The 21,524-nt window shown below is 67.3% G+C and carries 18 protein-coding genes; 6 read left to right on the top strand and 12 right to left on the bottom strand.

The annotated features are described in order from the left end of the window. Window positions 1–32: 32 nt before the first annotated feature. From cydC to GOPIP_RS03305, 5 genes are all read right to left on the bottom strand, one after another. Complete coding sequence (gene cydC / locus GOPIP_RS03325) at window positions 33–1,757, bottom strand: thiol reductant ABC exporter subunit CydC (RefSeq protein WP_006368133.1); 1,725 nt, start codon at window positions 1,755–1,757, stop codon at window positions 33–35. 52 nt (window positions 1,758–1,809) lie between these two features. Further along, a complete protein-coding gene (gene cydD, locus GOPIP_RS03320) occupies window positions 1,810–3,522 on the bottom strand; it encodes a thiol reductant ABC exporter subunit CydD (RefSeq protein WP_006368132.1) in 1,713 nt (570 codons plus the stop codon). After that, window positions 3,513–4,589 (bottom strand): cytochrome d ubiquinol oxidase subunit II, encoded by a 1,077-nt coding sequence (cydB, locus tag GOPIP_RS03315; RefSeq protein WP_006368131.1) that lies wholly within the window; start codon window positions 4,587–4,589, stop codon window positions 3,513–3,515. The genes cydD and cydB overlap by 10 nt, the downstream gene beginning before the upstream one ends. A gap of 12 nt (window positions 4,590–4,601) precedes the next feature. Beyond that, a complete protein-coding gene (locus GOPIP_RS03310; protein WP_035727077.1) occupies window positions 4,602–6,167 on the bottom strand; it encodes a cytochrome ubiquinol oxidase subunit I in 1,566 nt (521 codons plus the stop codon). A gap of 198 nt (window positions 6,168–6,365) precedes the next feature. Next, window positions 6,366–7,256 carry an aminodeoxychorismate lyase gene (locus GOPIP_RS03305; RefSeq protein ID WP_026919886.1) on the bottom strand — a complete coding sequence of 297 codons (891 nt, stop codon included), beginning with the start codon at window positions 7,254–7,256 and terminating at the stop codon, window positions 6,366–6,368. Window positions 7,257–7,338: 82 nt separating this feature from the next. Between GOPIP_RS03305 and ygfZ the strand changes: the two genes are divergently transcribed. From ygfZ to GOPIP_RS28150, 3 genes are all read left to right on the top strand, one after another. Then, window positions 7,339–8,532, top strand: a complete 1,194-nt coding sequence (ygfZ, locus tag GOPIP_RS03300) for a CAF17-like 4Fe-4S cluster assembly/insertion protein YgfZ (protein WP_006368128.1) — start codon at window positions 7,339–7,341, stop codon at window positions 8,530–8,532. After that, complete coding sequence (locus GOPIP_RS03295; protein WP_006368127.1) at window positions 8,529–9,221, top strand: MOSC domain-containing protein; 693 nt, start codon at window positions 8,529–8,531, stop codon at window positions 9,219–9,221. Before ygfZ ends, GOPIP_RS03295 begins: the two co-directional genes overlap by 4 nt. Before the next feature lie 190 nt (window positions 9,222–9,411). Beyond that, window positions 9,412–9,588 carry a DUF3073 domain-containing protein gene (locus tag GOPIP_RS28150; protein ID WP_006368126.1) on the top strand — a complete coding sequence of 59 codons (177 nt, stop codon included), beginning with the start codon at window positions 9,412–9,414 and terminating at the stop codon, window positions 9,586–9,588. 184 nt (window positions 9,589–9,772) lie between these two features. On the opposite strand, the gene purM is transcribed toward GOPIP_RS28150, so the two are convergent. The 3 genes from purM to GOPIP_RS03280 form a co-directional block, all read right to left on the bottom strand. Next, a complete protein-coding gene (gene purM / locus GOPIP_RS03290) occupies window positions 9,773–10,894 on the bottom strand; it encodes a phosphoribosylformylglycinamidine cyclo-ligase (protein WP_014361354.1) in 1,122 nt (373 codons plus the stop codon). Window positions 10,895–10,917: 23 nt separating this feature from the next. Continuing rightward, window positions 10,918–12,501: an amidophosphoribosyltransferase gene (purF, locus tag GOPIP_RS03285; RefSeq protein ID WP_006368124.1), complete on the bottom strand. Its 1,584-nt coding sequence runs from the start codon at window positions 12,499–12,501 to the stop codon at window positions 10,918–10,920. A 227-nt stretch (window positions 12,502–12,728) separates the two neighbouring features. Then, a complete protein-coding gene (locus GOPIP_RS03280; protein ID WP_006368123.1) occupies window positions 12,729–13,139 on the bottom strand; it encodes a sterol carrier family protein in 411 nt (136 codons plus the stop codon). A 168-nt stretch (window positions 13,140–13,307) separates the two neighbouring features. On the opposite strand from GOPIP_RS03280, the gene GOPIP_RS03275 reads away from it, so the two are divergent. Next, window positions 13,308–14,201 carry an SGNH/GDSL hydrolase family protein gene (locus tag GOPIP_RS03275; RefSeq protein WP_006368122.1) on the top strand — a complete coding sequence of 298 codons (894 nt, stop codon included), beginning with the start codon at window positions 13,308–13,310 and terminating at the stop codon, window positions 14,199–14,201. 53 nt (window positions 14,202–14,254) lie between these two features. Continuing rightward, window positions 14,255–15,763: a glutamate-cysteine ligase family protein gene (locus GOPIP_RS03270; protein WP_006368121.1), complete on the top strand. Its 1,509-nt coding sequence runs from the start codon at window positions 14,255–14,257 to the stop codon at window positions 15,761–15,763. Between the two features lie 72 nt (window positions 15,764–15,835). On the opposite strand, the gene GOPIP_RS03265 is transcribed toward GOPIP_RS03270, so the two are convergent. The 4 genes from GOPIP_RS03265 to GOPIP_RS03250 all read right to left on the bottom strand — a co-directional run bounded on the left by GOPIP_RS03265 (window position 15,836) and on the right by GOPIP_RS03250 (window position 20,541). Then, entirely contained in the window at window positions 15,836–17,506 is a 1,671-nt protein-coding gene (locus GOPIP_RS03265) for an HNH endonuclease signature motif containing protein (RefSeq protein ID WP_006368120.1), read from the bottom strand. Window positions 17,507–17,626: 120 nt separating this feature from the next. Then, window positions 17,627–18,004, bottom strand: coding sequence for a hypothetical protein (locus GOPIP_RS03260; RefSeq protein WP_035727056.1), 378 nt, complete (start codon window positions 18,002–18,004; stop codon window positions 17,627–17,629). Continuing rightward, entirely contained in the window at window positions 18,001–19,341 is a 1,341-nt protein-coding gene (locus GOPIP_RS03255; protein WP_244421105.1) for a PepSY-associated TM helix domain-containing protein, read from the bottom strand. The genes GOPIP_RS03260 and GOPIP_RS03255 overlap by 4 nt, the downstream gene beginning before the upstream one ends. Window positions 19,342–19,464: 123 nt before the next feature. Then, window positions 19,465–20,541, bottom strand: a complete 1,077-nt coding sequence (locus GOPIP_RS03250) for an NAD(P)H-dependent amine dehydrogenase family protein (RefSeq protein ID WP_014361359.1) — start codon at window positions 20,539–20,541, stop codon at window positions 19,465–19,467. 73 nt (window positions 20,542–20,614) lie between these two features. Between GOPIP_RS03250 and GOPIP_RS03245 the strand changes: the two genes are divergently transcribed. Then, on the top strand, window positions 20,615–21,487 hold the full coding sequence (locus GOPIP_RS03245; RefSeq protein ID WP_035727054.1) for a glycerophosphodiester phosphodiesterase: 873 nt from the start codon (window positions 20,615–20,617) through the stop codon (window positions 21,485–21,487). Window positions 21,488–21,524 lie beyond the last annotated feature (37 nt).

The raw sequence follows: 21,524 nt of genomic DNA, 5'->3' as shown, positions 1-21,524 counted from the left end.
GTTCCGGGGGGTTTCACAGGGGAGATGTCACGTCAGTGCGCGACCGGGCTGAGGTCGACCACCCGAACCGACTCGGCACGCCCGGGATGCAGCGCCGTCGCCGGCAGCTGATGCGTCACCACCACCACGGTGCGATCCGGGGCGAACATGCCCGACGACGGGTCGAGAATCCGTGCCAGCAGGCGCTCGGCGTCGGCGGCGTCGAGATGCTCGGTCGGCTCGTCGAGTAGCACGATCGGCGCACGGTGCAGCAACGCCCGCGCAAGCAGCAGTCGCCGGCGCTGGCCACCGCTGAGCGATTCGGCGCCGCCGGTCAGTTCGGTGCCGAGCCCGCCGGGCAGTTCGGCCACCCAGTCGGCCAAACCCACCTCGACGAGCGCCGCGTGCATCTCCTCGACGGTCACATCCCCGCGGGCGACGCGGAGGTTCTCCTCGAGCGACGTGGAGAAGATGTGCGCCTCCTCGGCGAAATAACATGTCGCCGAACGGATTGTCAGCTGCTGCCCGGCTTCGTCGGCGGCCGTTACCAACCCACCGCGGGCATCGAGCAGACCGGCCATCGTCAACAGCAGCGTCGATTTGCCGATACCACTGGGTCCGACGACGGCCATCCGTGCACCCGGCGTCAGCGTTGCGGTCACACCCGCCTCGGGGCCGAGCACGGCCGCATCCGACCACCCCCAGCGCAGAGCGTCGAGGCGCAGCGTCGCGGGCGCGGCGTGCACAGCGATGTCGTCGATCGCCGCATCCCCGACCGCCGAGTCCTCGCCGATCCGGCGTGCCCCGTCGACGAGTGCCATCACCCGTGCGGCGCTCTGCCGACTGCGCTCGAGTTGGATTCCCGCCTCGGTCAGCGGCGCCGTGGACTCGAAGGACGACAGCGGCAACAGGATCAACACGCCGAGCACCATCGGCGTCAGCAGGCCGGTGGTACTCGACACGCCGGCCAGCGAGCCGGAAACCCCCGAGGCGAGGCCGATCCCGATGACGCAGGCCGCGATCAGCGACGCCCCCAACGAGAGTGGGGTCGCCGCGGCGGCCAGGGCTTCGATGCGTTCGCCCCGGTCGGCAGCCCGGATCGCCTCGGCGTCGGCCTGCCGGGCGGTCACCAGCACGCTGCGCCGCCGCCGGGAGACGACCAGCTCGGGCGCATGCCACAGGGCGGTGGTGGTCGCCTCGGCGACCGCGGTGTTCGCGCGGGCGGCGTCACCGAGCGCACGATCGGAGCCGCGGGCCGCCAGCCAGGGCGCGATCACCCCGGAGACGATCAGGGCGATCGCGAGGACCAGTGCCGCCCAGCCGGACACCAACGCCATGATCGCCACCGCGGCCGCCGAGGTCGTCAACCCGACGCCGATCGGAATGAACGCCCGGATGAGCGCATTGCCGATCTCGTCAACGTCATCTCCGGTGCGGGTCAACAGATCTCCGCGGCGCAGGGTCACCGAGTAGGCCGGCGATCCCGACGCCAACGCCACGTACAGCCGTTCGCGTGCGGTCGCCATCGCGCCGAGTGCGAGGTCATGGGTGGCCAGCCGCTCCAGATACCGGAACAGTCCCCGCGAGATGCCCAGCGCGCGAACGGCGGTGATCGCGACCGACAGGTACAGCACCGGCGGCATCTGCCAGGCTCGGGTGATCAGCCACGCAGAGAGCGCAGCGAGCCCCAGCGCCGAGAGGGCACCGGCCACGCCGAGCATCAGCGACCACAGCACCGGCCGGGTGCGCAGACCGAGGAATCCCAACGCGCGGAGCAACGGATCGCGATGCCGCCCAGTGCTTGTTGAGACACCAGAGGTCTCAGCGAGATCAGCGGACACCGAGCACCTCCGGGAGTTCGACGACGTGGTCGGCGTTGGCGCGGGCCACATCGCGATGCGCGACGACGAGCACGGTGTCACCGGCGCGCGCCCGCGCGGCCAGCGCGGCGAGCACCGACTCCTCGCTCGCGGCGTCGAGGTGTGCGGTGGGCTCGTCGAGCAGCAGCAGCGGCGACGGTGAGGCCAGCACCCGGGTCAGCGCGAGTCGCTGCCGCTGTCCCGCGGACAGCCCGACGCCCCCGGTACCGAGCACGGTGTCGGCGCCGTCCGGCAACGAGGCCAGAACCTCGTCGAAACCCGTTGCGGCGCAGGCTCGGTGGAGCTGCGCCGGATCGAGTGCGCCGAAGAGGGCGAGGTTGTCGGCGACTGTGCCGGGCACCACAACCGGCTGCTGGGGCAGCCACGCGACCTGCTCGTGATAGGCGTCGGGTTCGAGTTCGGCCACCGGGATCGACCCGACGAGCACCGACCCCTCGTCGGGGGCGAGCAGTCCGAGGATGGCGGCGAACATCGTCGACTTGCCCGACCCGTTGGGTCCGGTGAACACCGTCAGCTCACCGGGATTCGCGGTCGCCGTGAGCTCGTAGGGCGCCCAGCCGTCCCGGCCGTGCACACCGACGTCGAGCAACCGGATCGGTTCTCCGGCAACGGTGCACGAGCGCGTCCGGCCGACACCCGCACCCGCGGAACCGGAGTCGATGAGATCGAGCACCTCGCCGGCAGCGGTCACCCCGTCGACCGAGTTGTGGAACTGCGCACCGACCTGCCGCAACGGCAGGTAGGCCTCGGGCGCCAGGATGAGTGCGAGAACACCTGCGTACAAGGTCATCTCGCCCGACACCAGACGCAAGCCGATACCGACGGCGACCAACGCCACACTGATGGTCGCGAGGAACTCCAGGACCCCGCCGGAGAGAAACGCCACCCGCAACGACGACATCGAACTGCGCCGGTGCGCCTGTCCGAGGTCGGCAACCTGCCGGGCAGGCGCGCGAGCGCGATTAAGTGCGCGCAGCGTCGGCAAACCGGTGACCAGGTCGAGCAGTTGAGCGCTGAGCCGGCTCATCGTCGCGAGCTTGCGCTCGGTGCGATCACGTGTCATCAGTCCGATGAGGATCATGAACAGCGGGATCAGCGGCAGCGTGATCACGATGATCACCGCCGACGGCCAGTCGGCGACGGCGATGACGGCCAGCACCGTCGGCGTGACCAGAACCGTCACGATCAGCGCCGGCACATATCCCGACAGATACGGGCCCAGCGCGCCCAGTCCCCGTAGCAACACCGTCGTCGCGTGTTCGCGGCGCTGCACCAGCTCTCGCGGCGGCGTGCGGTCCGGGTCGGTCAACACATCCAGGGCGCGGGCGCGCAGCTCGGCGATCGCGGTCGCCGAGGCCCGATGCGCGTACCGATCGTGGCCGAACGAGGTGAGCACGCGGACGACGACCGCCGCCGCCAGCACCCACAGGTGCACCGACTGCGCGGTCAGGGAACGGCGTGCCGGCTCGGTCACCAACTCCGCGAGGATCGACGCAGTCATCACCGCGGTGACGATCACCGCGACCGTGGTGATCGCCGCCAGCAAGGCGGTCACCAGCACATAGCGCCGGGTGGCGGGCGAATACCGGAGCAGGCGGGGATCGAGCGGCGGGCGGGCCCGCCGTGCGCGTCGAGAACCCCCGTCCGCGTCCGCTATTGCCATGCCTTCAACGACAGACCGGTGGGTGCCGGGATCTGGCCGACGCTGATGCGCTTGCGGAACACCCAGTAGGTCCACCCCTGATAGGCGATGACGATGGGCGTCATGATCAGCGCGGCGATCGTCATCACGGTCAGCGTGTAATGACTCGACGCGGTGTTGGCGACGGTCAGGTTGTAGGCCGAATCAGTGGTCGACGGAAGCACATTCGGGAACAGCACCGAGAACAGCGTCGCCACGGTCCCGGCGATGGCGATCGAGGTCGCCAGGAAGGCGATGCCCTCGCGCTGCACCTGGGTCGCCGCCACCATCACCAGCGCGGCGACAGCGGCGATGAGCACCGGGATCCACGTCCAGCCGTTGCCGTAGGCGAACTGCGTCCACAGCAGGAACGCCGCGGCCACGACCAACGTCGGAATGGCCAGCAGCTTGGCGTATCTCATCGCGTCCTGCTGCAGCACGCCGCTGGTCTTGAGTCCGAGGAAGACCGCACCGTGGGTCAGGAACGCGAGCAGCGTGGTGACACCGCCGAGTAGCGCATAGGGATTGAGCAGGTTGAAGAATCCGCCGGTGTACTGGTGCGCGGCGTCGATCGGCAGACCGCGGACGACGTTGGCGAAGGCCACGCCCCACAGCAGTGCGGGAATCCACGATCCCAGGCCGATGCCGACATCGCACCACATCCGCCAGCGCGGGTCGTTGATCTTGCCGCGCCACTCGATGGCCACAACCCGGGTGATCAGTCCGATCAGGATCAGGAACAGCGGCAGGTAGAACGCGGTGAACATCGTTGCGTACCAACCACCGAAGGCCGCGAACAGCGCGCCACCGGCGGTCAGCAGCCACACCTCGTTGCCGTCCCACACCGGGCCGATGGTGTTGAGCAGTGCTCGCCTGCGCTTGTCCGGGTCGGCGGCGTCGTCGTCGGCCGCGACCTTCTCGTCGCCACCGGTGTGACTCGCACCGAGGAACGGCATCAGCATGCCGACACCGAAGTCGAAGCCCTCGAGGACGAAGTAGCCGATGAACAGGACCGCGACGACGATGAACCAGAAGTTTTCGAGTGACATCTGTCCCGCTCCTCAGTACGCGAACGAAAGCTGTTTGGGCTCATCGGAATCGGAGTCGTCGGACTCCACCTCCGGAGCGATGTGGTCATATGCCGCGGGACCCTCGATGGCGTAACGCCGTTGCAGGAGGAACCACACCACACCCAGCCCGCCGTAGAGCAGCGTGAAGCCGATCATGGTGACCCACAGGATCGGTGGCGTGTGGTTGGAGACGCCGTCCTGCACGAGCATGTGTATGCGCAACGGGTCGAGGTTGTTCTCCCAGTTCGGGGCGACGACCCATGGCTGGCGGCCCATCTCGGTGAAGATCCAGCCGGATGCGTTGGCCAGGAACGGGGTCGGGATCATCCAGAGGGCCAACAGGCCCAGGCGTCTGGATTCGACCACCTTCTTTCGTCGGGTGAACCACAGTCCACCGAAGGCCACCACGACCGATCCGAGCGCCCAGGTGATCATCGCGCGGAAACCCCAGTAGGTGACGAACAGATTGGGGGCGAAGTTCTGACCCGGCATGTTCAGCGCTTCCTGATATTGCGCCTGCAACTGATTCACGCCCTGCAATGTTTCACCGAAGCGATGCGTGGCCAGGAAGGACAGCATGCCCGGGATCTCGACGACGTGGTCGATGTCGGCGCAATTGTTCTGTCGCCCGATCGAGAGCACCGAGAACCCGGCATTCTCCTGGGTATTGCACAACGATTCCGCCGATGCCATCTTCATCGGTTGTTGTTTGAACATGATCTGCGCCTGGAAGTCACCGGTGATGAACAACAGCACGCCGGCGACGATCGCCACCCAGCACGCGAACCGGGTCACCGGACGCCACAGGCGATGGGCGTCGCGCTCGAGATCCTCTGGGGTGGCATCGATCTGGCTCGGCGAGGTGGTCTTGGGCATCCCACTCGTGTCGCCGGTGTCGATGGCCACGCGCAACTTCTTGGCGCGCCACATGTTTCGCGACATCCACCAGATACCGATGCCGCCGACGAAGGTGGCCGCGGTCAGCCACGCACCGGCGATCACGTGCGGGAACGCCGCGAGGGTCGTGTTGTTGGTGATGACCGCCCAGAAGTTGTTCATGGCCGGGCGGTTACGCGTCGGGTCGAATGCCACACCCACCGGGTGCTGCATCCACGAGTTCGCGGCGATGATGAAGTACGCCGACGCGGTCACGCCGATCGCGACCAGCCAGATGGTGGCCAGATGCACCCGACGCGGTAGACGCGACCAGCCGAAGATCCAGAGGCCGAGAAATGTCGACTCGAGGAAGAAGGCAATCAATCCCTCGAGGGCCAGCGGCGCGCCGAACACATCGGCGACGTACCGGCTGTATTCGCTCCAGTTCATTCCGAATTGGAACTCCTGAACGATACCGGTGGCCACACCGAGGGCGAAATTGATCAGGAACAGCTTCCCGAAGAATTTCGTGGCTCGTAACCACTGCTCGTTTCCGGTCTTGTGCCAGACCGTCTGCATGATCGCCACCATCGGCGCGAGACCGATGGTCAACGGGACGAACAAGAAGTGATAAACGGTCGTGATACCGAATTGCCATCGTGACAAATCCAGAGCGTTCAACGTCGCCTCGAATCGCATGGTCGCGTCTCGGGCTGCGAGACGCGGGACGAAAGTTGGCTACTACACCACGTAGTAACCATACCGGTGACGCTACGCCTGGCCACTCACGCGAACAAGCGCCAAAAGTCCCGTCACCTGGGTTCATTTGTGGGCTGGATCTCGCTGGTGTCCGCGGGGAGAGCCCGCAGACACCGACCATTATCGGTCAGCAGAAATGGCGCGGTCGACCAAATCGATAAAATCCTGGCAAACTTCCGTCACAGGCAGGGGGTGACCGTTGAGCGCGGTCACCCGCGCGGCGAGGGTGACGCTGCTGATCAGCCACACCGAATCGGCCTCGAGCAGATCGGCCGGACGCAGCACGCGGGTCTCGGTCTGCCAGCCTTCTTCGGCCGCCAACGCGAACGTCGCCACCTGCGTGGTGCCGGGCAGGATGCCGATTTCGGCCGGCGGGGTGACGAGTGTCTTCCCCATCACAGCAACGACCGTCGAGCGCGGACCCTCCAGAATCGCACCCTCGCTGCTGAGGTAGATCACATCGTCGTAGCCGTTGTCGGCGGCATGACGCAGCGCAGCCATGTTGGTCGCGTAGCTGAGCGTCTTGGCACCGAGCAACTGCCACGGGGCGGCGTCGGCGACATCGATCGAATAGCCGCGGTCCAGGGTGATCACCGAGACCCCGTTCGCCCGGACCGCGACGACCCGCTCGGCGACCGGACCGACCGTGAGATACGCCGTCGGCGCCCCGGACTCGGCACCCGCGCCTGCCGGATGAGCTTCCCGCCCACGCGAATAGACAAGGCGTAGAAGACCTTCGGCGAACTCACCGTTGCGGTCGACCCACGTGCGCGTCGCCACCTCGATCGCCGAACGCCACTTCTCGGCATCCGGCTCGGGCAGATCGAGCATCTCCGCGGAGCGGGCCAGACGCTGCAGATGAAGGGTGACGCACCGCGCCCACCCGTCGCGGATCAGCAGCGTCTCGAAGATCCCGTCGCCCCGCACCGCGGCCAGATCGTCGGCATGCAGGAACGGGACCTCGGGATCGAGGACGGTTCCATCGAGGGACACCAGGATGGACTGCGACACTGCGGGCTGGGACACTGCGGGCTGGGACTTGTCGGGCTGGGACATGCCGCCACCCTATCGACCCGCCGCGTAGACTCGAGCCGTGAGCCGCTCACCCATCCTGACCAGGTATTCCAGCCAGGGCGCGGTCGCCGCTCCCGAGACTCCCACCACTCCGCAGGGCACTGGAGTCGCCTGGCATTACGGCGATCCCCTCGGTGAGCAGCGGGCGGCGGTCCGCGGCGCGGCCATCGTCGACCGCACCGACCGTGCGGTCCTCGAACTCCCCGGCCCCGAACGCCTCACCTGGCTGAACACGATCTGCTCGCAGCAGGTGAGCGACCTCGGTGACCGGTCGAGTGCCGAGGCGCTGTCCCTCGACGCCAACGGGCGAGTCGAGGACCATTTCGTGCTCACCGACGTCGACGAGGTCACCTGGATCGACACCGAGGCCGCACGCGGCGACGCCCTGCTGACGTTCCTCACCAGGATGGTCTTCTGGGCCAAGGTGCAACCCGCGGCACGCACCGACGTCAAGGTCCTCACCCTCATCGGCCCCGACGCGGTGCGCGGACCGATCGCCGACCTCCTCGAGATCGACCCCGACGCCGCCCCCTATCAGGCCGGTGACCTGCCCGAATCCCATCACGAGGACGAGCCGCTCGGCTTCTGGCGGATGATGCCGCCCCTGTCGGAGGGACCGCACGCCGACACCTCGCTGCCGATGGTCGACCTCGTCGTACCGGAGTTCCTGCTGCTGCGCTGGTGGGAGCAGCTCACCGAGGCCGGCGCACGGATGGCCGGCAGCTGGGCCTTCGACGCCCTGCGTGTCGCCGCCCTACGCCCGCGCCTCGGCGTCGACACCGACGAACGCACCATCCCCCACGAGGCGGGATGGATCGGCGGTCCGGAGCGTTTCGGCGCCGTCCACCTCGACAAGGGCTGTTACCGCGGTCAGGAGACCGTCGCCCGCGTACACAATCTCGGCAAGCCGCCGCGGCAACTCGTGCTGCTGCATCTCGACGGCAGCTCCGATCACCGTCCGCCGCCCGGAACGCCGATCACCGCGGGGGGGCGCACCGTCGGCCGCCTCGGCACCGCCGTCGACCACTTCGACCTCGGCCCCATCGCCCTCGGACTGCTCAAGCGCGGCATCGGCCCCGACCTCGAGTTGCTCGTGAATGGCGACGCCGACGAACCCCCGATGGCCGCCCGCGTCGATCCCGACTCCGTGGACGCCGACGACCGGGTCCAGGCGGGCCGGGCGGCCGTCGAACGCCTCCGCGGACGGGCATGACGGTGACACCGCCCGAGCCGGCGCACCAGGGTCAGCCGGACGGGCGCGTCCTGGCGGTCTGCGCGGTCCACGCCGACGTCGACCTCGGCCGGGCGGGCATCAGCGCCATCGACAAGCGCCCCCACGACGGGCGGGTGCAGGTCGGCGAGCTCGGCCTGTTGAACGACCACGTCCGTGACACGAAACACCATGGGGGCCACGACCAGGCCGTCTACGCCTACGACGACCGCGAGGCGCGCCGCTGGGCCGACGAGCTCGGTCGCGACCTGCCCTACGGCTGGTTCGGGGAGAACCTGCGCGTCGTCGGCCTGCCCGTCACCGATGCGCTCGTCGGCGAACGCTGGTGGGTCGGGCCACCGGAGGATCCCTCGACCGGCGTCCTGCTGGAGACCACCATCCCCCGGACCCCATGCCGGACCTTCGCCGCGTGGGCGGGCGAGCCCCGGTGGGTCAAACGGTTCATGCAGCAGGGTGACGTCGGCACCTACCTGCGGGTTCTCACGCCCGGAAGCATCGGGGCCGGCGACGAGATCCGCGTCGTCGCCCGCCCGGACCACGGAGTCACCGTCCGCGATCTGCTGACCGGCACCGACGCCGAGCCCCTACAGACCCTGCTGGCCGCCGACGACCTACCCGCGAAGGTTCGTCGCGAGGCGAGCCGACATCTCGCCCGCGTCGCGAAGGTCTGACGGCCACCGGCCCGAGCACACCGGGAAGGCCCCGGGCAACCCCCATCGCAGCTGGTCGGCGTGCCATTGCCGGGGCAATCCGCGTAATCGCGAAACGCGCGCTAAACTGGTGCCCACGAGATACTCAACTACCGAGAGAACGGGGCCGCCACCAGTTTGGCCGCCCCGTCATTGTGCGAGGGGGTCCCATATGGGCCGCGGCCGGGCTAAAGCAAAGCAGACGAAGGTTGCTCGTCAGCTGAAGTACTCCACTCCCCACACCGACTTCGACAGCTTGCAGCGCGAGTTGTCGGGTTCGGCGGATTCGGCAGACCGCCCGGATCCGGTGGACGAGTGGCTTGAAGAGGACGAGTGGCGTCGCGCCTGAGCGCGACCGCCCTCATTTCGCTCACCCCTTGACGCCGACCGCCCCGGCGTCGTCGTCACGGTAGCGCCACCACAGGCGATCACCGGTTCGTTCATCGAACGCAACTCTCGAGTGCGTTCGGCGAACGGACCGGTGATCGTTGGTTTCTCAGCGTCTCCCCGGGCGGTACTTGCAGTAACGCTTGTCAGAAGCGTGGGTGATCGCCGACGAGGTTCACGCGCCCCGATCCACCCTTGGCCTCGGGATTGCGCTTGATGGTGCCGAGCACCCAGTTGTCGACGTGGCGCGCGGTCAGGACGGCCTGGGCACGATCGGTGTCCTCGGGCGCCACCACGGCCACCATGCCGACACCCATGTTGAAGGTGCGTTCCATCTCGGCCTGCTCGACACGACCGCGTTGGGCGATCATGGCGAAAATCGGTGCGGGAGTCCAGGTATTGCGTTCGAGTTCGGCCACGAGCCCCGATGGGATGACTCGGGCCAGGTTCTCGGCGAGCCCCCCACCGGTGATGTGGGCGAACGTCCGAACGTCGGCCTCGGCCGCCAGCGCGAGGCAATCGCGTGCGTAGATGCGTGTCGGTTCGAGGAGTTCCTCACCGAGGGTGCGACCGAATTCCTCGACATCGCCTCCGAGATCCATGTGGCCCCAGTCGAGAAGGACCTTGCGCGCCAGCGAATATCCGTTGGAGTGCAGGCCCGAGGAACCCAGTGCGATCACCGAGTCGCCGGCGCGGACCCGATCCGGCGAGAGCACCTGGTCGGCCTCGACGACGCCCACCGCGGTCGCCGAGAGGTCGTAGTGGTCGTCACGCATGAGACCGGGATGTTCGGCGGTCTCGCCACCGAGCAGTGCGCAGCCGGCGATAACGCAGCCGTCGGCGATGCCGGCGACGATCTCGGCGACCGTCTCCGGGACCACCTTGCCGATGGCGATGTAGTCCTGCAGGAACAGCGGTTCGGCGCCGCACACCACGAGGTCGTCGACGCACATGGCCACCAGGTCCTGGCCGACGGTGTCATGTTTGCCGATCGCTTGCGCGACGGCGAGTTTGGTACCGACGCCGTCGCTCGCCGCGGCGAGTACCGGCTCGCGGTAGTTGCCCTTGAGGGCGAAGAGTCCGGAGAATCCGCCGAGTCCGCCGAGGACCTCCGGGCGTGTGGCGCGTTTGGCGTGCGGACCGATCAGCTCGACAGCGCGATCACCGGCGTCGATGTCGACCCCGGCCCCCGCGTACGACAGGCCGCCAGAAGGAAGATCCGCGGAAGGTGAAGTGGACTTCTCGTCAGCCGCATCCTGTTCGCTCACGGGAGACACGCTACCCGAGTGCTTCAGGGCCGCATCACGGCGCTGACGTTGTCATTGGGAGCGGTCAATGGGTCGATCCGGGCGTCGTCGGCGGCGTTGGCGAGCATCTGCTCGAGCACCGCCTTGCCCAGCGACGACTCCTTGGGCAGCTCGATCGGATAGTTGCCGTCGAAGCATGCCGCACACAGCGCCGACGGCTCCTGATGCGTCGCCGCGATCATCTCCTCGGTACTGATGTAGCCGAGCGAATCGGCGCCGATCGCCTGCCGGACGCCCTCGACCATGTGCTCCTCGGACTCCATGCCGTTGGCGATCAGTTCCGCGGGCGAGGCGAAATCGATGCCGTAGAAACAGGGCCAGCGCACCGGGCTCGACGCGATACGGACATGCACCTCGGCCGCGCCCGCCTCCCGCAGCATCCGGATCAGTGCGCGTTGGGTGTTGCCGCGCACAATCGAATCATCAACGACGACAAGACGTTTGCCGCGGATGACCTCTTTGAGCGGGTTCAGCTTGAGACGGATACCGAGCTGACGAATGGTTTGCGACGGCTGGATGAAGGTACGGCCGACGTAGGCGTTCTTCATCAGCCCCTGCCCGTAGGGAATCCCCGACTCCTGGGCGAACCCGACGGCCGCAGGCGTACCCGACTCGGGTACCGGGATCACCAGGTCGCCGACCGCCGGGAACTCGCGGGCCAGCCGCCGCCCGATGTCGACACGCGTGGAATGCACCGAACGGCCGTGGATGACGCTGTCCGGGCGGGCGAGATAGACGTACTCGAAGACGCAGCCGCGTGGCGTCGGCTCGGCGAAACGGGAACTGCGCACGCCGTCGGCGTCGATGGCGAGCAGCTCACCGGGTTCGATGTCACGCACGAACGACGCACCGACGATGTCGAGGGCCGCGGTCTCCGAGGCGACGACCCATCCCCGGTCGAGACGGCCCAGGCACAGCGGGCGGACACCGTGCGGGTCGCGCGCCGCGTACAAGGTGTGCTCATCCATGAAGGTCAGGCAGAACGCACCGCGCAGGGTGGGGAGCAACTCCATGGCCGCCTGCTCGATGCTGCTGTCGGCGGCACCATGGGCCAGCAGCGCGCCGACGACGTCGGAATCCGAGGTCGCCGCGGTGCTCTTGATGCCGACCTCACGCGCGCGCGCCGCGAGCTCCGCGGTGTTGACCAGATTGCCGTTGTGGCCCAGCGCAACCCCTGTCCCGGCGTCGGTGGTGCGGAAGATCGGCTGGGAGTTCTCCCAGGTGGTCGATCCGGTCGTCGAGTAGCGGCAATGGCCGATCGCGACGTGGCCGACCATCGATGCCAGCGTCTGCTCGTCGAACACCTGGCTGACGAGTCCGAGATCTTTGAAGACCAGCACCTGCGAGCCGTCGCCGACCGCGATCCCGGCGGCCTCCTGACCACGGTGCTGCAGGGCGTAGAGGCCGTAGTACGAGAGCTTCGCGACGTCCTCACCCGGAGCCCAGACACCAAAAACGCCGCACTCCTCGCGCGGCTCGTTCTCGGGTTCGTCGATCGGTCGGCTCGAGGGACATGCCCGCGACGTGGGGGCCAGGAGGTTCCGGCCGGCTATCGACTCTTCGGTCATCGACGATCTCCCTGGGGCTGGGCTCTGGTCTGCACATCCGGACGCGGACACCACGGCCGGATGAGATGTCGGGTCACGATGGTGATCCGATCACGGGCGAGACCGGCCGTGCGGAAGCCAACGCGGCAATGGGCTGGAGACCCTCCGGAGTCTACCGATCGGTACTGCCCCGATGCCAACCGTGCAGCGACGACGCGCCCGACGATATTCCTCCGGGGTGAGCAGGGTCATAGGTCGGGGCGGGGCACCGGCACCAGGGGCAGCCACTGCGCGACCTCGCCCGCGCGGGATCCCGACGCCGTGACCGCACCGGACTCGACGGCATCGGCGAATCGCGCATCCCCCACGACCAGGCTCAACCAGGTGCGCGGGTCGGTCTCCACGACGTTCGGCGGAGTCCCCCGCGTGTGCCGCGGACCCTCGATGCATTGGACGGCCACGTACGGTGGCACTCGGACCTCGACGGAGTTCCCCGGTGCGATGTCCTCCAGCGTGCGCGCGGTCAGCCGGACCGCGGCCGCGAGCGTGGGCCGTGCAGGCGCGGGCAGTTGCTCATCGCGCAACCACTCGACGACAGCGAGTACCGCTGCGCGGGTGTCGGTGGGATCGATGGGTTTTCGGGCGGGCACGCCGCCCATGATGCCTCGCCGTCGATTCACGCCGCCTCGCGGCGGGATCGTTCGGGCACGCGGCGGGCAATCAGGACCCATTCCGGTAACGCTCCGGACGAACCCGACGACATCATCAGTACCATTTGTCACACTAACAACGTCAGTAACACGAGCACCACGATCTGGAGTCACCGAATGCCATTGCCGTACGGCCGCAGCCCCCACCGACGCCTCGGCATCCGAACCGTGCTGACCGCGGCGGCCACCGCCGTCGCCCTTCTCGGCGGACTCGCTCAGGCCGGCGGGGCGCAGGCGGCCAACGGATATCCCTACGTGAACCTCGGTGACAGCTACAGCGCAGGCGCATCGGTGTTCCCCCAGGCCACGAGTGCGGCCACCTTCTGCTCGAACTCGAGCGTCAACTACTCCCACCTCGTCGCCAAGCGACGTGGGATGAATGTCGCCGACGTCAGCTGCGCCGGCGCGACGACCGCCGACCTGACCCAGTCGCAGTACCGGTGGCAGGGACCGCAGATCAACGCGTTGGGACCGGCGACCCACTTGATCACCCTGACGATCGGCGCGAACAACAACGGGCTGTTCAGCGACTCGACGTCGGCCTGCCAGCAGGCCTGGCTGTCCGCGCCGTTGTCGGCCGCCCCGTGCCGCGATGCATTCGGCACCTCGTTGGTCGACAAGATCAACACCTCGACCTACCCCGACCTGGTGAATGCGTTGCGCCACATCGACCGCGCCGCCCCGAACGCCCGTGTCGTGCTCGTCGGATATCCGCAGATCTTCCCGGCCGTGGGATCCCCGGTCTGCTCGGCTGCGCTGCTCACCACGCCCGCCGACACCGAATACCTGCACCAGGCCTTCGCCGCCCTCAACGACGCCTTGCGCCGTGCCGCGGCGACGACGCATGCGACCTTCGTCGACATGACGAAGGCGTCCGCAGGCCACGACGCCTGCGCGGGTGATCGGCGCTGGGTCGAGCCGACGCTGGGTGCGGTCAACTTCCCGTCCATGCACGCCAACGCGCGCGGCCAGCAGGCGATGGCCGATCAGGTCGTGGCCGCCCTGCGTTGAGTGCCCTGCGCTGATCGCGCCCGCAACCCGGACGGACCGGGCAGGATTGAGCAATGGGCACCGACGTCAGCACCCAGCAGTTCTCCGGCGCCGACCGGGTGCGTTTTCGCAAGCAGGTCAGCCGGGGCACCGAGGCGATCGCCCGGATGCTCGCCGACGGCTTGTTCACCGACCACGGCGCTCCGCCCGAGCCGTTGCTCGGCATGGAGGTCGAGCTCAATCTCGTCGACGACGAGATGAACCCGGCCATGGCCAACGCCGAGGTACTCGACGCCATCGCCGACCCCGACTATCAGACCGAACTCGGCCAGTTCAACATCGAGATCAACGTCTCGCCGCGGCCTTTCGTCGACAACGACACGATGTCTCTCGAACAACGGCTGCGCACCTCGCTCAATCGCGCCGAGCAACAGGCCACCCGCGTCGGTACGCACCTGGTCATGATCGGCACGCTGCCCACCCTGCGGACCGAGCACTTCGCACATCAATGGATCTCGGCGAATCCGCGTTACGACCTGCTGAACCAACAGATCTTTGCCGCCCGCGGTGAGGACATCGAGATCGACATCGCCGGGGTCCCGCTCGGCGAGCATCACCTCAGCGAAAGACTGCACACCTCAACCGATTCCATCCTGCCCGAGGCCGCGTGTACGTCCCTGCAACTCCATCTTCGGGTGGCACCGGAGGATTTCGCCGCGCATTGGAATGCCGCGCAGGCGATCGCCGGGGTGCAGGTCGCGCTGGCCGGCAACGCCCCGTTCCTGGCAGGGACCGCGCTGTGGCACGAGAGTCGCATCCCCGTCTTCGAGCAGGCGACCGACACCCGGCCGCTGGAACTGAAGAACCAGGGCGTGCGACCGCGAGTGTGGTTCGGGGAGCGATGGATCAACACGATCTTCGACCTGTTCGAGGAGAACACCCGCTATTTTCCTGCGCTGCTACCGGTGTCGACGGACGTCGATCCGCTCGCCGAACTCGACGCGGGGCGCATCCCTGCGCTCGAGGAACTGCGTCTGCACAACGGCACCGTGTACCGCTGGAACCGGCCGATCTACGACGTCGTCGACGGGCAGGCCCATTTGCGGGTGGAGAACCGTGTGCTGCCCGCCGGGCCGACCGTCGTCGACACCATGGCCAACGCCGCGTTCTACTACGGGGTGGTCCGCGGTCTCGTGGAGGCCGACCGACCGCTGTGGTCGCAGATGTCGTTCAATGCCGCTGCCGAGAATCTGCATGCCGGCGCCCGCGGAGGCCTCGAGTCGCAACTGTATTGGCCCGACGTGGGCTGGGTGCGCCCCGACGAGCTCACCCTCCGTCGACTACTCCCCCTCGCCGACGACGGCCTCCGCGCATTCGGAGTCTCGTCCAAAGCGCGTGCCCGCTACCTGTCGGTCATCGAAGGCCGCTGCGTCACAAGACAAACCGGCTCGGTATGGCAGCGTCGGGCAGTCGCCGCACGCGAGCAGGCCGGCGAGGACCGCACTAACGCCCTCCGCGGAATGCTGGCCGACTACGTCACCCACATGCACGAGGGCGAGCCGGTGCACTCCTGGACCCTATGAGCGTCGGCTGACCGGGTCTCGAGGCCGGTTGCGCCGCTGCTGGTTCCAGCCCCGGACCGAATACGTGACGGTCTAGAACCCGCGGTCGCCGAGTAGTTGGGCGAGTCGGTTCTCGACCGGCGAGCCAGGGTCTGGGGTGAGGATTTCGACGAGGTCGTAGTAGCCGTGTCCGAGCGGGACTCGGGTGCGGCGGACTCGGTTGGTGGGCAGCATCGAGTCCCGGTCGTCGCGCTCGGCGAGATCGGTATCAGCATCACCTTGTGTCGGGTCGGGTGGTGGGTGCAGTTCCGCGCGGATGCGGGCCAGCGCGTCGGTGTAGGTGGTGCCGACGTCGGGGAGTGCGTTGGTGCGTTTCGGGTTCGGTGTCGCTGCGCCGACGGGGGTGTTTTTGCGCCACCAGCAGCGTCCGGCCCACGGCCCGTCGCGATAAATCCCGGTGGTGTACTGGCCGGGTTTGTCGCCGACCATCCGGTTGTGTGTGCCGCAGGCGGGGGCGAGGTCACCGATGTTGGTGAGCCCACCTTTCGCATGGTCTTTGGTGGCGTGATGAATTTCGACATGGGCGGCGGGTTGAGTACATCCGGGAAACGAGCAGTATTCACCACCGTCTTTGGCGAACAACGCGATCCGCTGGCCTTGACTCGCCAACCGCGCGCGCCCCAAATACAGGGGAAGACTGGTGTGGTCGTCGAACACCGCCAGCCACGGCTGGCACTGAGCGGCGAGGGCGATGACATCGGTGATCGGGAGCAGGGTGCCGGTCGCACTCACCCCCATTCCGGTCTGCGCAATCAGGTCGGACAGCGATGCTTTGATGATCAGATGTGGTGGTAGGCCGCGATGGGATTGGGGGCCGAGACCGACATCCAGTCCGGCGCGTAGGACCGCTTCCAACGCGTCATGGTTGCGTTGTACCTGATCACGGTGATCGCGGGCCGCCGCGGCCGCCACCTGTTCGGGATCAGCGTCTTCGCGACTCCCGGTGGGGGACTCCGGGTCGGCGGGGTTGTTCATTCCGGGGGCTGCCCACGCGGCGAGTACTGCTTCGAGGTGCGCGGTGAGGGTGGGGGTCATCTGCCCCGACAACCCACTCATTTTCTGCGCGTCCTGGCGGCCGATGCGGATCTGGCGGCGGCGTTGCCGATCCGAATCGTCGGTCAGGTCGCCGTCGGGGTCGAGGTGCGCCAACACCCGTGCCCCCAAAATCCGGAGGTCGGAGGGGGTGTGGGTGCGGGCGTAGCGGGCCATCGTGGCGTCGGCCGACATTTTCTCGTCGAACGGCACTGCCGCGGGGATACGGACCAACACGTCGATCACCACCGCCGCATGCGAGGAGCCGGCCGCACCGGAGGCCATCGCTTCGGCCAACGCCGGATACTTGGGGGCGGCGACCTCACCGGTAAAAGTGTGGAAGGTGGCGGTCGCTTTCAGTTGCTTCCACCGCCGCCACGGTTCCGACACACGCAGTAAGCCGATCATGGCGTCGGTGATCGACCCGAACCCGTACTCGCGGGCCAGATGGCGGTCGGAGAATTCGACGATCTGCCGATCGCCCTGAATGGTGATGCGGGTGATCAACTGTTCGGTGGATTGAGCGACGGTGACCAGGTCGTCGTTGGACAGCCCGGTCAAATCATCCGACGCCAGCGAATCAACCACGCGGTGGGCGAGGGCAAGTTTCTGGGTGGTCGACAACCCCGACACGTCCGGCAGTGCGTCGTCGGGGAGTGCGGTGTCGACCATGATTGTCACCCCCCGGCGCTAGCGAACACGTGTTTGTGTGTTGTTGTGTTCGAGTGTATGCCGGGTTTGTCGGGTTGGCAAGAGGTTGTCGAAAGTTCTCTCGCACAAGTTCCGGTGCGGTCAGCCATGCATCCCGGGCACGCCGATCAGCCAGACGGATTCGGCTCGCCAGCACACGAAAGCCAACAGCGCGAGGACGAGCGCCCGGGCGACGGCGGCTCCACGCCGACCGAGGGTCGTCGTTGCTGGTATGCCGAATGCCGCGAGACCCACCGCCGTGGCCGCGTAGCCGAGGAACACCCCGGGTCGCGCAGGGGCATCGACGCCGATCATCCACGCCACCAGACCGCCTGCGGTCCAGGCGATCACAGCGACCGCGACGATCACGGTGACTCGCGTCGGCCAGGCCAGCGACGGCACGGAGGTCAGTCCCAGGAGCGACCACAGCGCCGCCCCTACGCACGCGACGCAGAGCAGTAATGCCACAGATGGATTCATTCGACGTCGGTCGCGGCTGCGACGCCCGTCGAGTCGGTCGAGGTGTCGGGCGTAGCGGCCGCACGGTCACGGGCGCGACGACGTCTGCGCCGCGCGTTGCGGTTTCGGATCTGCCAGGTACTCAGCCCGGTGATCATCAGTAGCAGCGGCGTCATCCCGAAGATGAACCACAGCGCCCGCCACCAGCCGTTGACCGACACCCCGTAGTGCAGGGTCGGCTGTGCCCAGTCGTCGGCGATAGTGTTGGAGACCGTCGCCGGCGCCCCGGAGAACTCCTTGATCACCGACGGGTCATGGCCGTCGATTCCGAGCTCTCGGTTGCCGTGGTAGGTCGCGCTCCCCGACCACAGATCCGGCCCTCCGACAAGCAGATCCACCGAGTAGTACTCCGAGCCCTCCGACGGCATCCCCACCCAGGTGGCGTGCGATCCGGGGTAGTGCGCCTGAGCGGCGGCAATTGCCTGGTCGAGGGAGATGAGAGGTCCGGTCGACTCCGAGGTCGGCATCGTGTACGCGTCATCGGCCGGCGCGACACCTCCGGTGGCGGCGTACCACACCTTGCCGACGCCCGGGATCTCGAAGTTCATCCCGGTCAGCCCCCAGATGAGCAGCGGGATCGCGGCCACGATGCCGATCACGTTGTGCAGGTCGGTGTCCCGCGCGAATCGCCCCTTGCCGATGCGCACCCGAAAACCGTTGCGCCAGCGTCGCAGCCCTGGGTACCAGATGACGATGCCGGAGATGGCCAGAAAGACCAGCAACAGTCCACTGATCCCGAGAAGAAGTGCACCCCAGGTCATATCGGCGGTGAACCAACCCCAACCGGCGACCACCGACGGCTTGGCCAACCACGAGATGTACCCCGGATAGCCCTCACAGGTCAGGCCACAGTCATGCAGGTTGACCAGGAAACCCAGAAATCCGCCGTCAATATCGCCGTGGCCGTTGACCTTTCCGGTGCCGGCATCGACGGCCCAGGTGCCCGCGGTCGTATCGGCGGAACTGATGAAGTACACACCGTCCTTGAGTGACAGATACTGGGCACCGAAATCCGGGTCGGCAGCGTGGACGGCCGACACCGCGTCGGCAAAACTCGCCTGAAGCCCGGTGTCGGTGGTGGTGAACAGCGAGGAGTTGGTGGCGCGCACCAGTTCTGGCTCGTACACCAGGATCGCACCACTGGTGCAGACGACCACCAGAAGCAGACCGAGAACGATCGAACTCCACCGGTGCGTCACGATCAGAGCACGTCGCACCGGCTTCTTCGACGTTCGCCGACGGGTTGCCGATGCCCTGGTGCGTGCGACCGGTGGGTTGGCGACCTGCTCCGTGACCATGGCGGCCAAGGTTAGCATAACCAAACACTGCTGATTCGATCTGTCCGACTTGTCCAATTAGCCCGAAATATGCTGCAGTGCAGGGATTCCTGCAAAAGCACCCGAACCGCCGGAGGATGCCTCCTACCTCGAGACCAGCCCGGCACCGGTGATGAGCGGCAGGTCGAGGGCCGTTACCAGACCCGGTCGTGCATCAACCACCGCGGCAACCGAATTCACCAATCGCATTGCCGTCACGATCATCCCCGACACGTTATGATCGCCGTTCTCACCGTGATGAGCGAACTCCACCGACATCTGCGGCTCACCGGAGATGGTGATGCGGTAGCAGCCGTCACCGTCGACGGGGCTCGGCCACTGCGGACACTGTTCGGGGTGTGTGCGGGTGTAATGCTCGAGCACGATGCGGTCGACTCCGGCGACCTGGCCGACCACCTCGAAATGCAGTGCGGCCATGGTTCCCTCGGGAATCTCCACCGACACGGTCGAGTAGTCACGGTCGGCCGCGACGCGCTCATGTCGTTCGATCAGCGGCTCGTCGAGTGCGAGTCCGAGCCCGGCGGCGAGCTGGCGGACGACACTGCCCCACCCCATCGCGAGCACACCCGGCAACAGGAGCAGCGGAGTCGCGTCCATCGGCTGCCCGAAACCGAAGATGTCACGCATGACCACCGGTTGGTAGTACGTCGAGTAGTCGGCGATCTCGAGGCACCGTACCTCGTCGATCCGTTGCGAGAGACTCGTCATCGACAGCGCCAGAACATCATTCGCAAACCCTGGATCGATACCGTTGACGTGCAGGCTGGCCCCACCCGCCGCGCCTGCGGCCGCGATGCGATCGAGGAGCTTCTGATCGAGGATGCCCAGGGGGAACTGCAGCACGACCGGCCCGCTCGAGACCACGTTGACGCCCGCCTCGACGAAGGAGATGAGATCGTCGATCGCCTCGAAGATGCGGTCGTCGGTCATCGCGGTGTGCACGATGGCATCGGGGGCCAGCGCGAGAAGTGCGGCCCGGTCGTCGGTCGCGAGTACACCGAGGTCGCGGCCGAGACCCGCGAGTTCGCCCGCGTCCTTGCCCACCTTCGCCGGGTCCGAGACCCACACCCCGACCAGTTCGAGGTCGGGATGGGCATCGATCCCGGCAATCGCATGTCGGCCGACGGTTCCGGTCGACCACTCCACCACTCGTAACGTCATCAGCCAAAACTAGAACACGTTTCACTTTATCGGACACGTTTTGGCCAACTGCCGACGGTAGAGTGCGCCGACGATGAGTACCGCTGAACCGATCGCCGTGACATCCGACGGCCACCGAACCCGACTGAAATGGCATCGCGCACGCAAACGCGCCGAGGACCCGCCCTTCACGCGCAGCAGAATCGTCGAGGGGATGGCAGTCGGGGCGAGCGTGGAGGTCGACCTCGTCATCCACGGGCCGGGCTCGTCCGCGTCGTGCGGCTTCGCGATCCTGCACGACCGCGATCTGGCCGGGGCGACGACGGGCGCCGGCGACGTCGGCGCAGCCCCAGCCGACTACCTTCGATCGTTGTCCCTGCGCGACAACGACGGTCATCGGATCGACGAACCGGTGACGCTGCTCGGTGACCTGGGCGGTCTGCTCACCGACATTCACCCGAATGCGTTGCTGCAGTTGGATCTCAAGCAGTCCGCCGACGACCTCGACGAGCCGACCGTGCGGGCGTTCGTCGAGGCGGTGGCACCGTTCGCAGAGCATGCGATTCTCTCGTGCGGCGATGCCGAGGCGGTACGCATCCTCACCGATGCGGTACCGCGACTGCGTGTGGGGTACGACCCCTGCCATTACGGCGCGGTCGACCGGGTGCTGAGGTGGCGCACCTATCGGCGTTTCGTCGACCATGCGGTCGCCGCTTCCCCTCGGGCCGAGGTGATCTACCTCGACCGGCGGCTGGTGCTGACCGTCGCCGATCGGGGCACCGACCTCGTCGCAGCGTTCCACGCCACCGGACGCGAGATCGACATCTACACCTTCGGCCGGGCCGACGACCCCGACATCGACCGCGCTCTCGAGTTGCACGCCGACCAGATCACCACCGACGACCCACAGGGCGTGGCCCGACGGTTCGGTTCGGCGACAGAAGGTTCGGGCGTCAGCCGGCCTTGATCCACTCCGCGGTGGACGGCAGCATCACGAGGATCGC

The sequence above is a fragment of the Gordonia polyisoprenivorans NBRC 16320 = JCM 10675 genome, from assembly GCF_000241325.1.
In the GTDB taxonomy this organism is placed as follows: Bacteria; Actinomycetota; Actinomycetes; order Mycobacteriales; family Mycobacteriaceae; genus Gordonia; species Gordonia polyisoprenivorans.
Note: the sequence above shows the minus strand (reverse complement) of the source record. Positions and strands in the feature narration are given on the sequence as shown.

Coding starts and splice junctions, on each gene's coding strand:
- cydD (WP_006368132.1), bottom strand. CDS start 3,522: ATGGCAATAGCGGACGCGGACGGGGGTTCTCGACGCGCACGGCGGGCC.
- cydB (WP_006368131.1), bottom strand. CDS start 4,589: ATGTCACTCGAAAACTTCTGGTTCATCGTCGTCGCGGTCCTGTTCATC.
- GOPIP_RS03295 (WP_006368127.1), top strand. CDS start 8,529: ATGACGGTGACACCGCCCGAGCCGGCGCACCAGGGTCAGCCGGACGGG.
- GOPIP_RS28150 (WP_006368126.1), top strand. CDS start 9,412: ATGGGCCGCGGCCGGGCTAAAGCAAAGCAGACGAAGGTTGCTCGTCAG.
- purF (WP_006368124.1), bottom strand. CDS start 12,501: ATGACCGAAGAGTCGATAGCCGGCCGGAACCTCCTGGCCCCCACGTCG.
- GOPIP_RS03280 (WP_006368123.1), bottom strand. CDS start 13,139: ATGGGCGGCGTGCCCGCCCGAAAACCCATCGATCCCACCGACACCCGC.
- GOPIP_RS03275 (WP_006368122.1), top strand. CDS start 13,308: ATGCCATTGCCGTACGGCCGCAGCCCCCACCGACGCCTCGGCATCCGA.
- GOPIP_RS03270 (WP_006368121.1), top strand. CDS start 14,255: ATGGGCACCGACGTCAGCACCCAGCAGTTCTCCGGCGCCGACCGGGTG.
- GOPIP_RS03265 (WP_006368120.1), bottom strand. CDS start 17,506: ATGGTCGACACCGCACTCCCCGACGACGCACTGCCGGACGTGTCGGGG.
- GOPIP_RS03260 (WP_035727056.1), bottom strand. CDS start 18,004: ATGAATCCATCTGTGGCATTACTGCTCTGCGTCGCGTGCGTAGGGGCG.
- GOPIP_RS03255 (WP_244421105.1), bottom strand. CDS start 19,341: ATGGTCACGGAGCAGGTCGCCAACCCACCGGTCGCACGCACCAGGGCA.
- GOPIP_RS03250 (WP_014361359.1), bottom strand. CDS start 20,541: ATGACGTTACGAGTGGTGGAGTGGTCGACCGGAACCGTCGGCCGACAT.
- GOPIP_RS03245 (WP_035727054.1), top strand. CDS start 20,615: ATGAGTACCGCTGAACCGATCGCCGTGACATCCGACGGCCACCGAACC.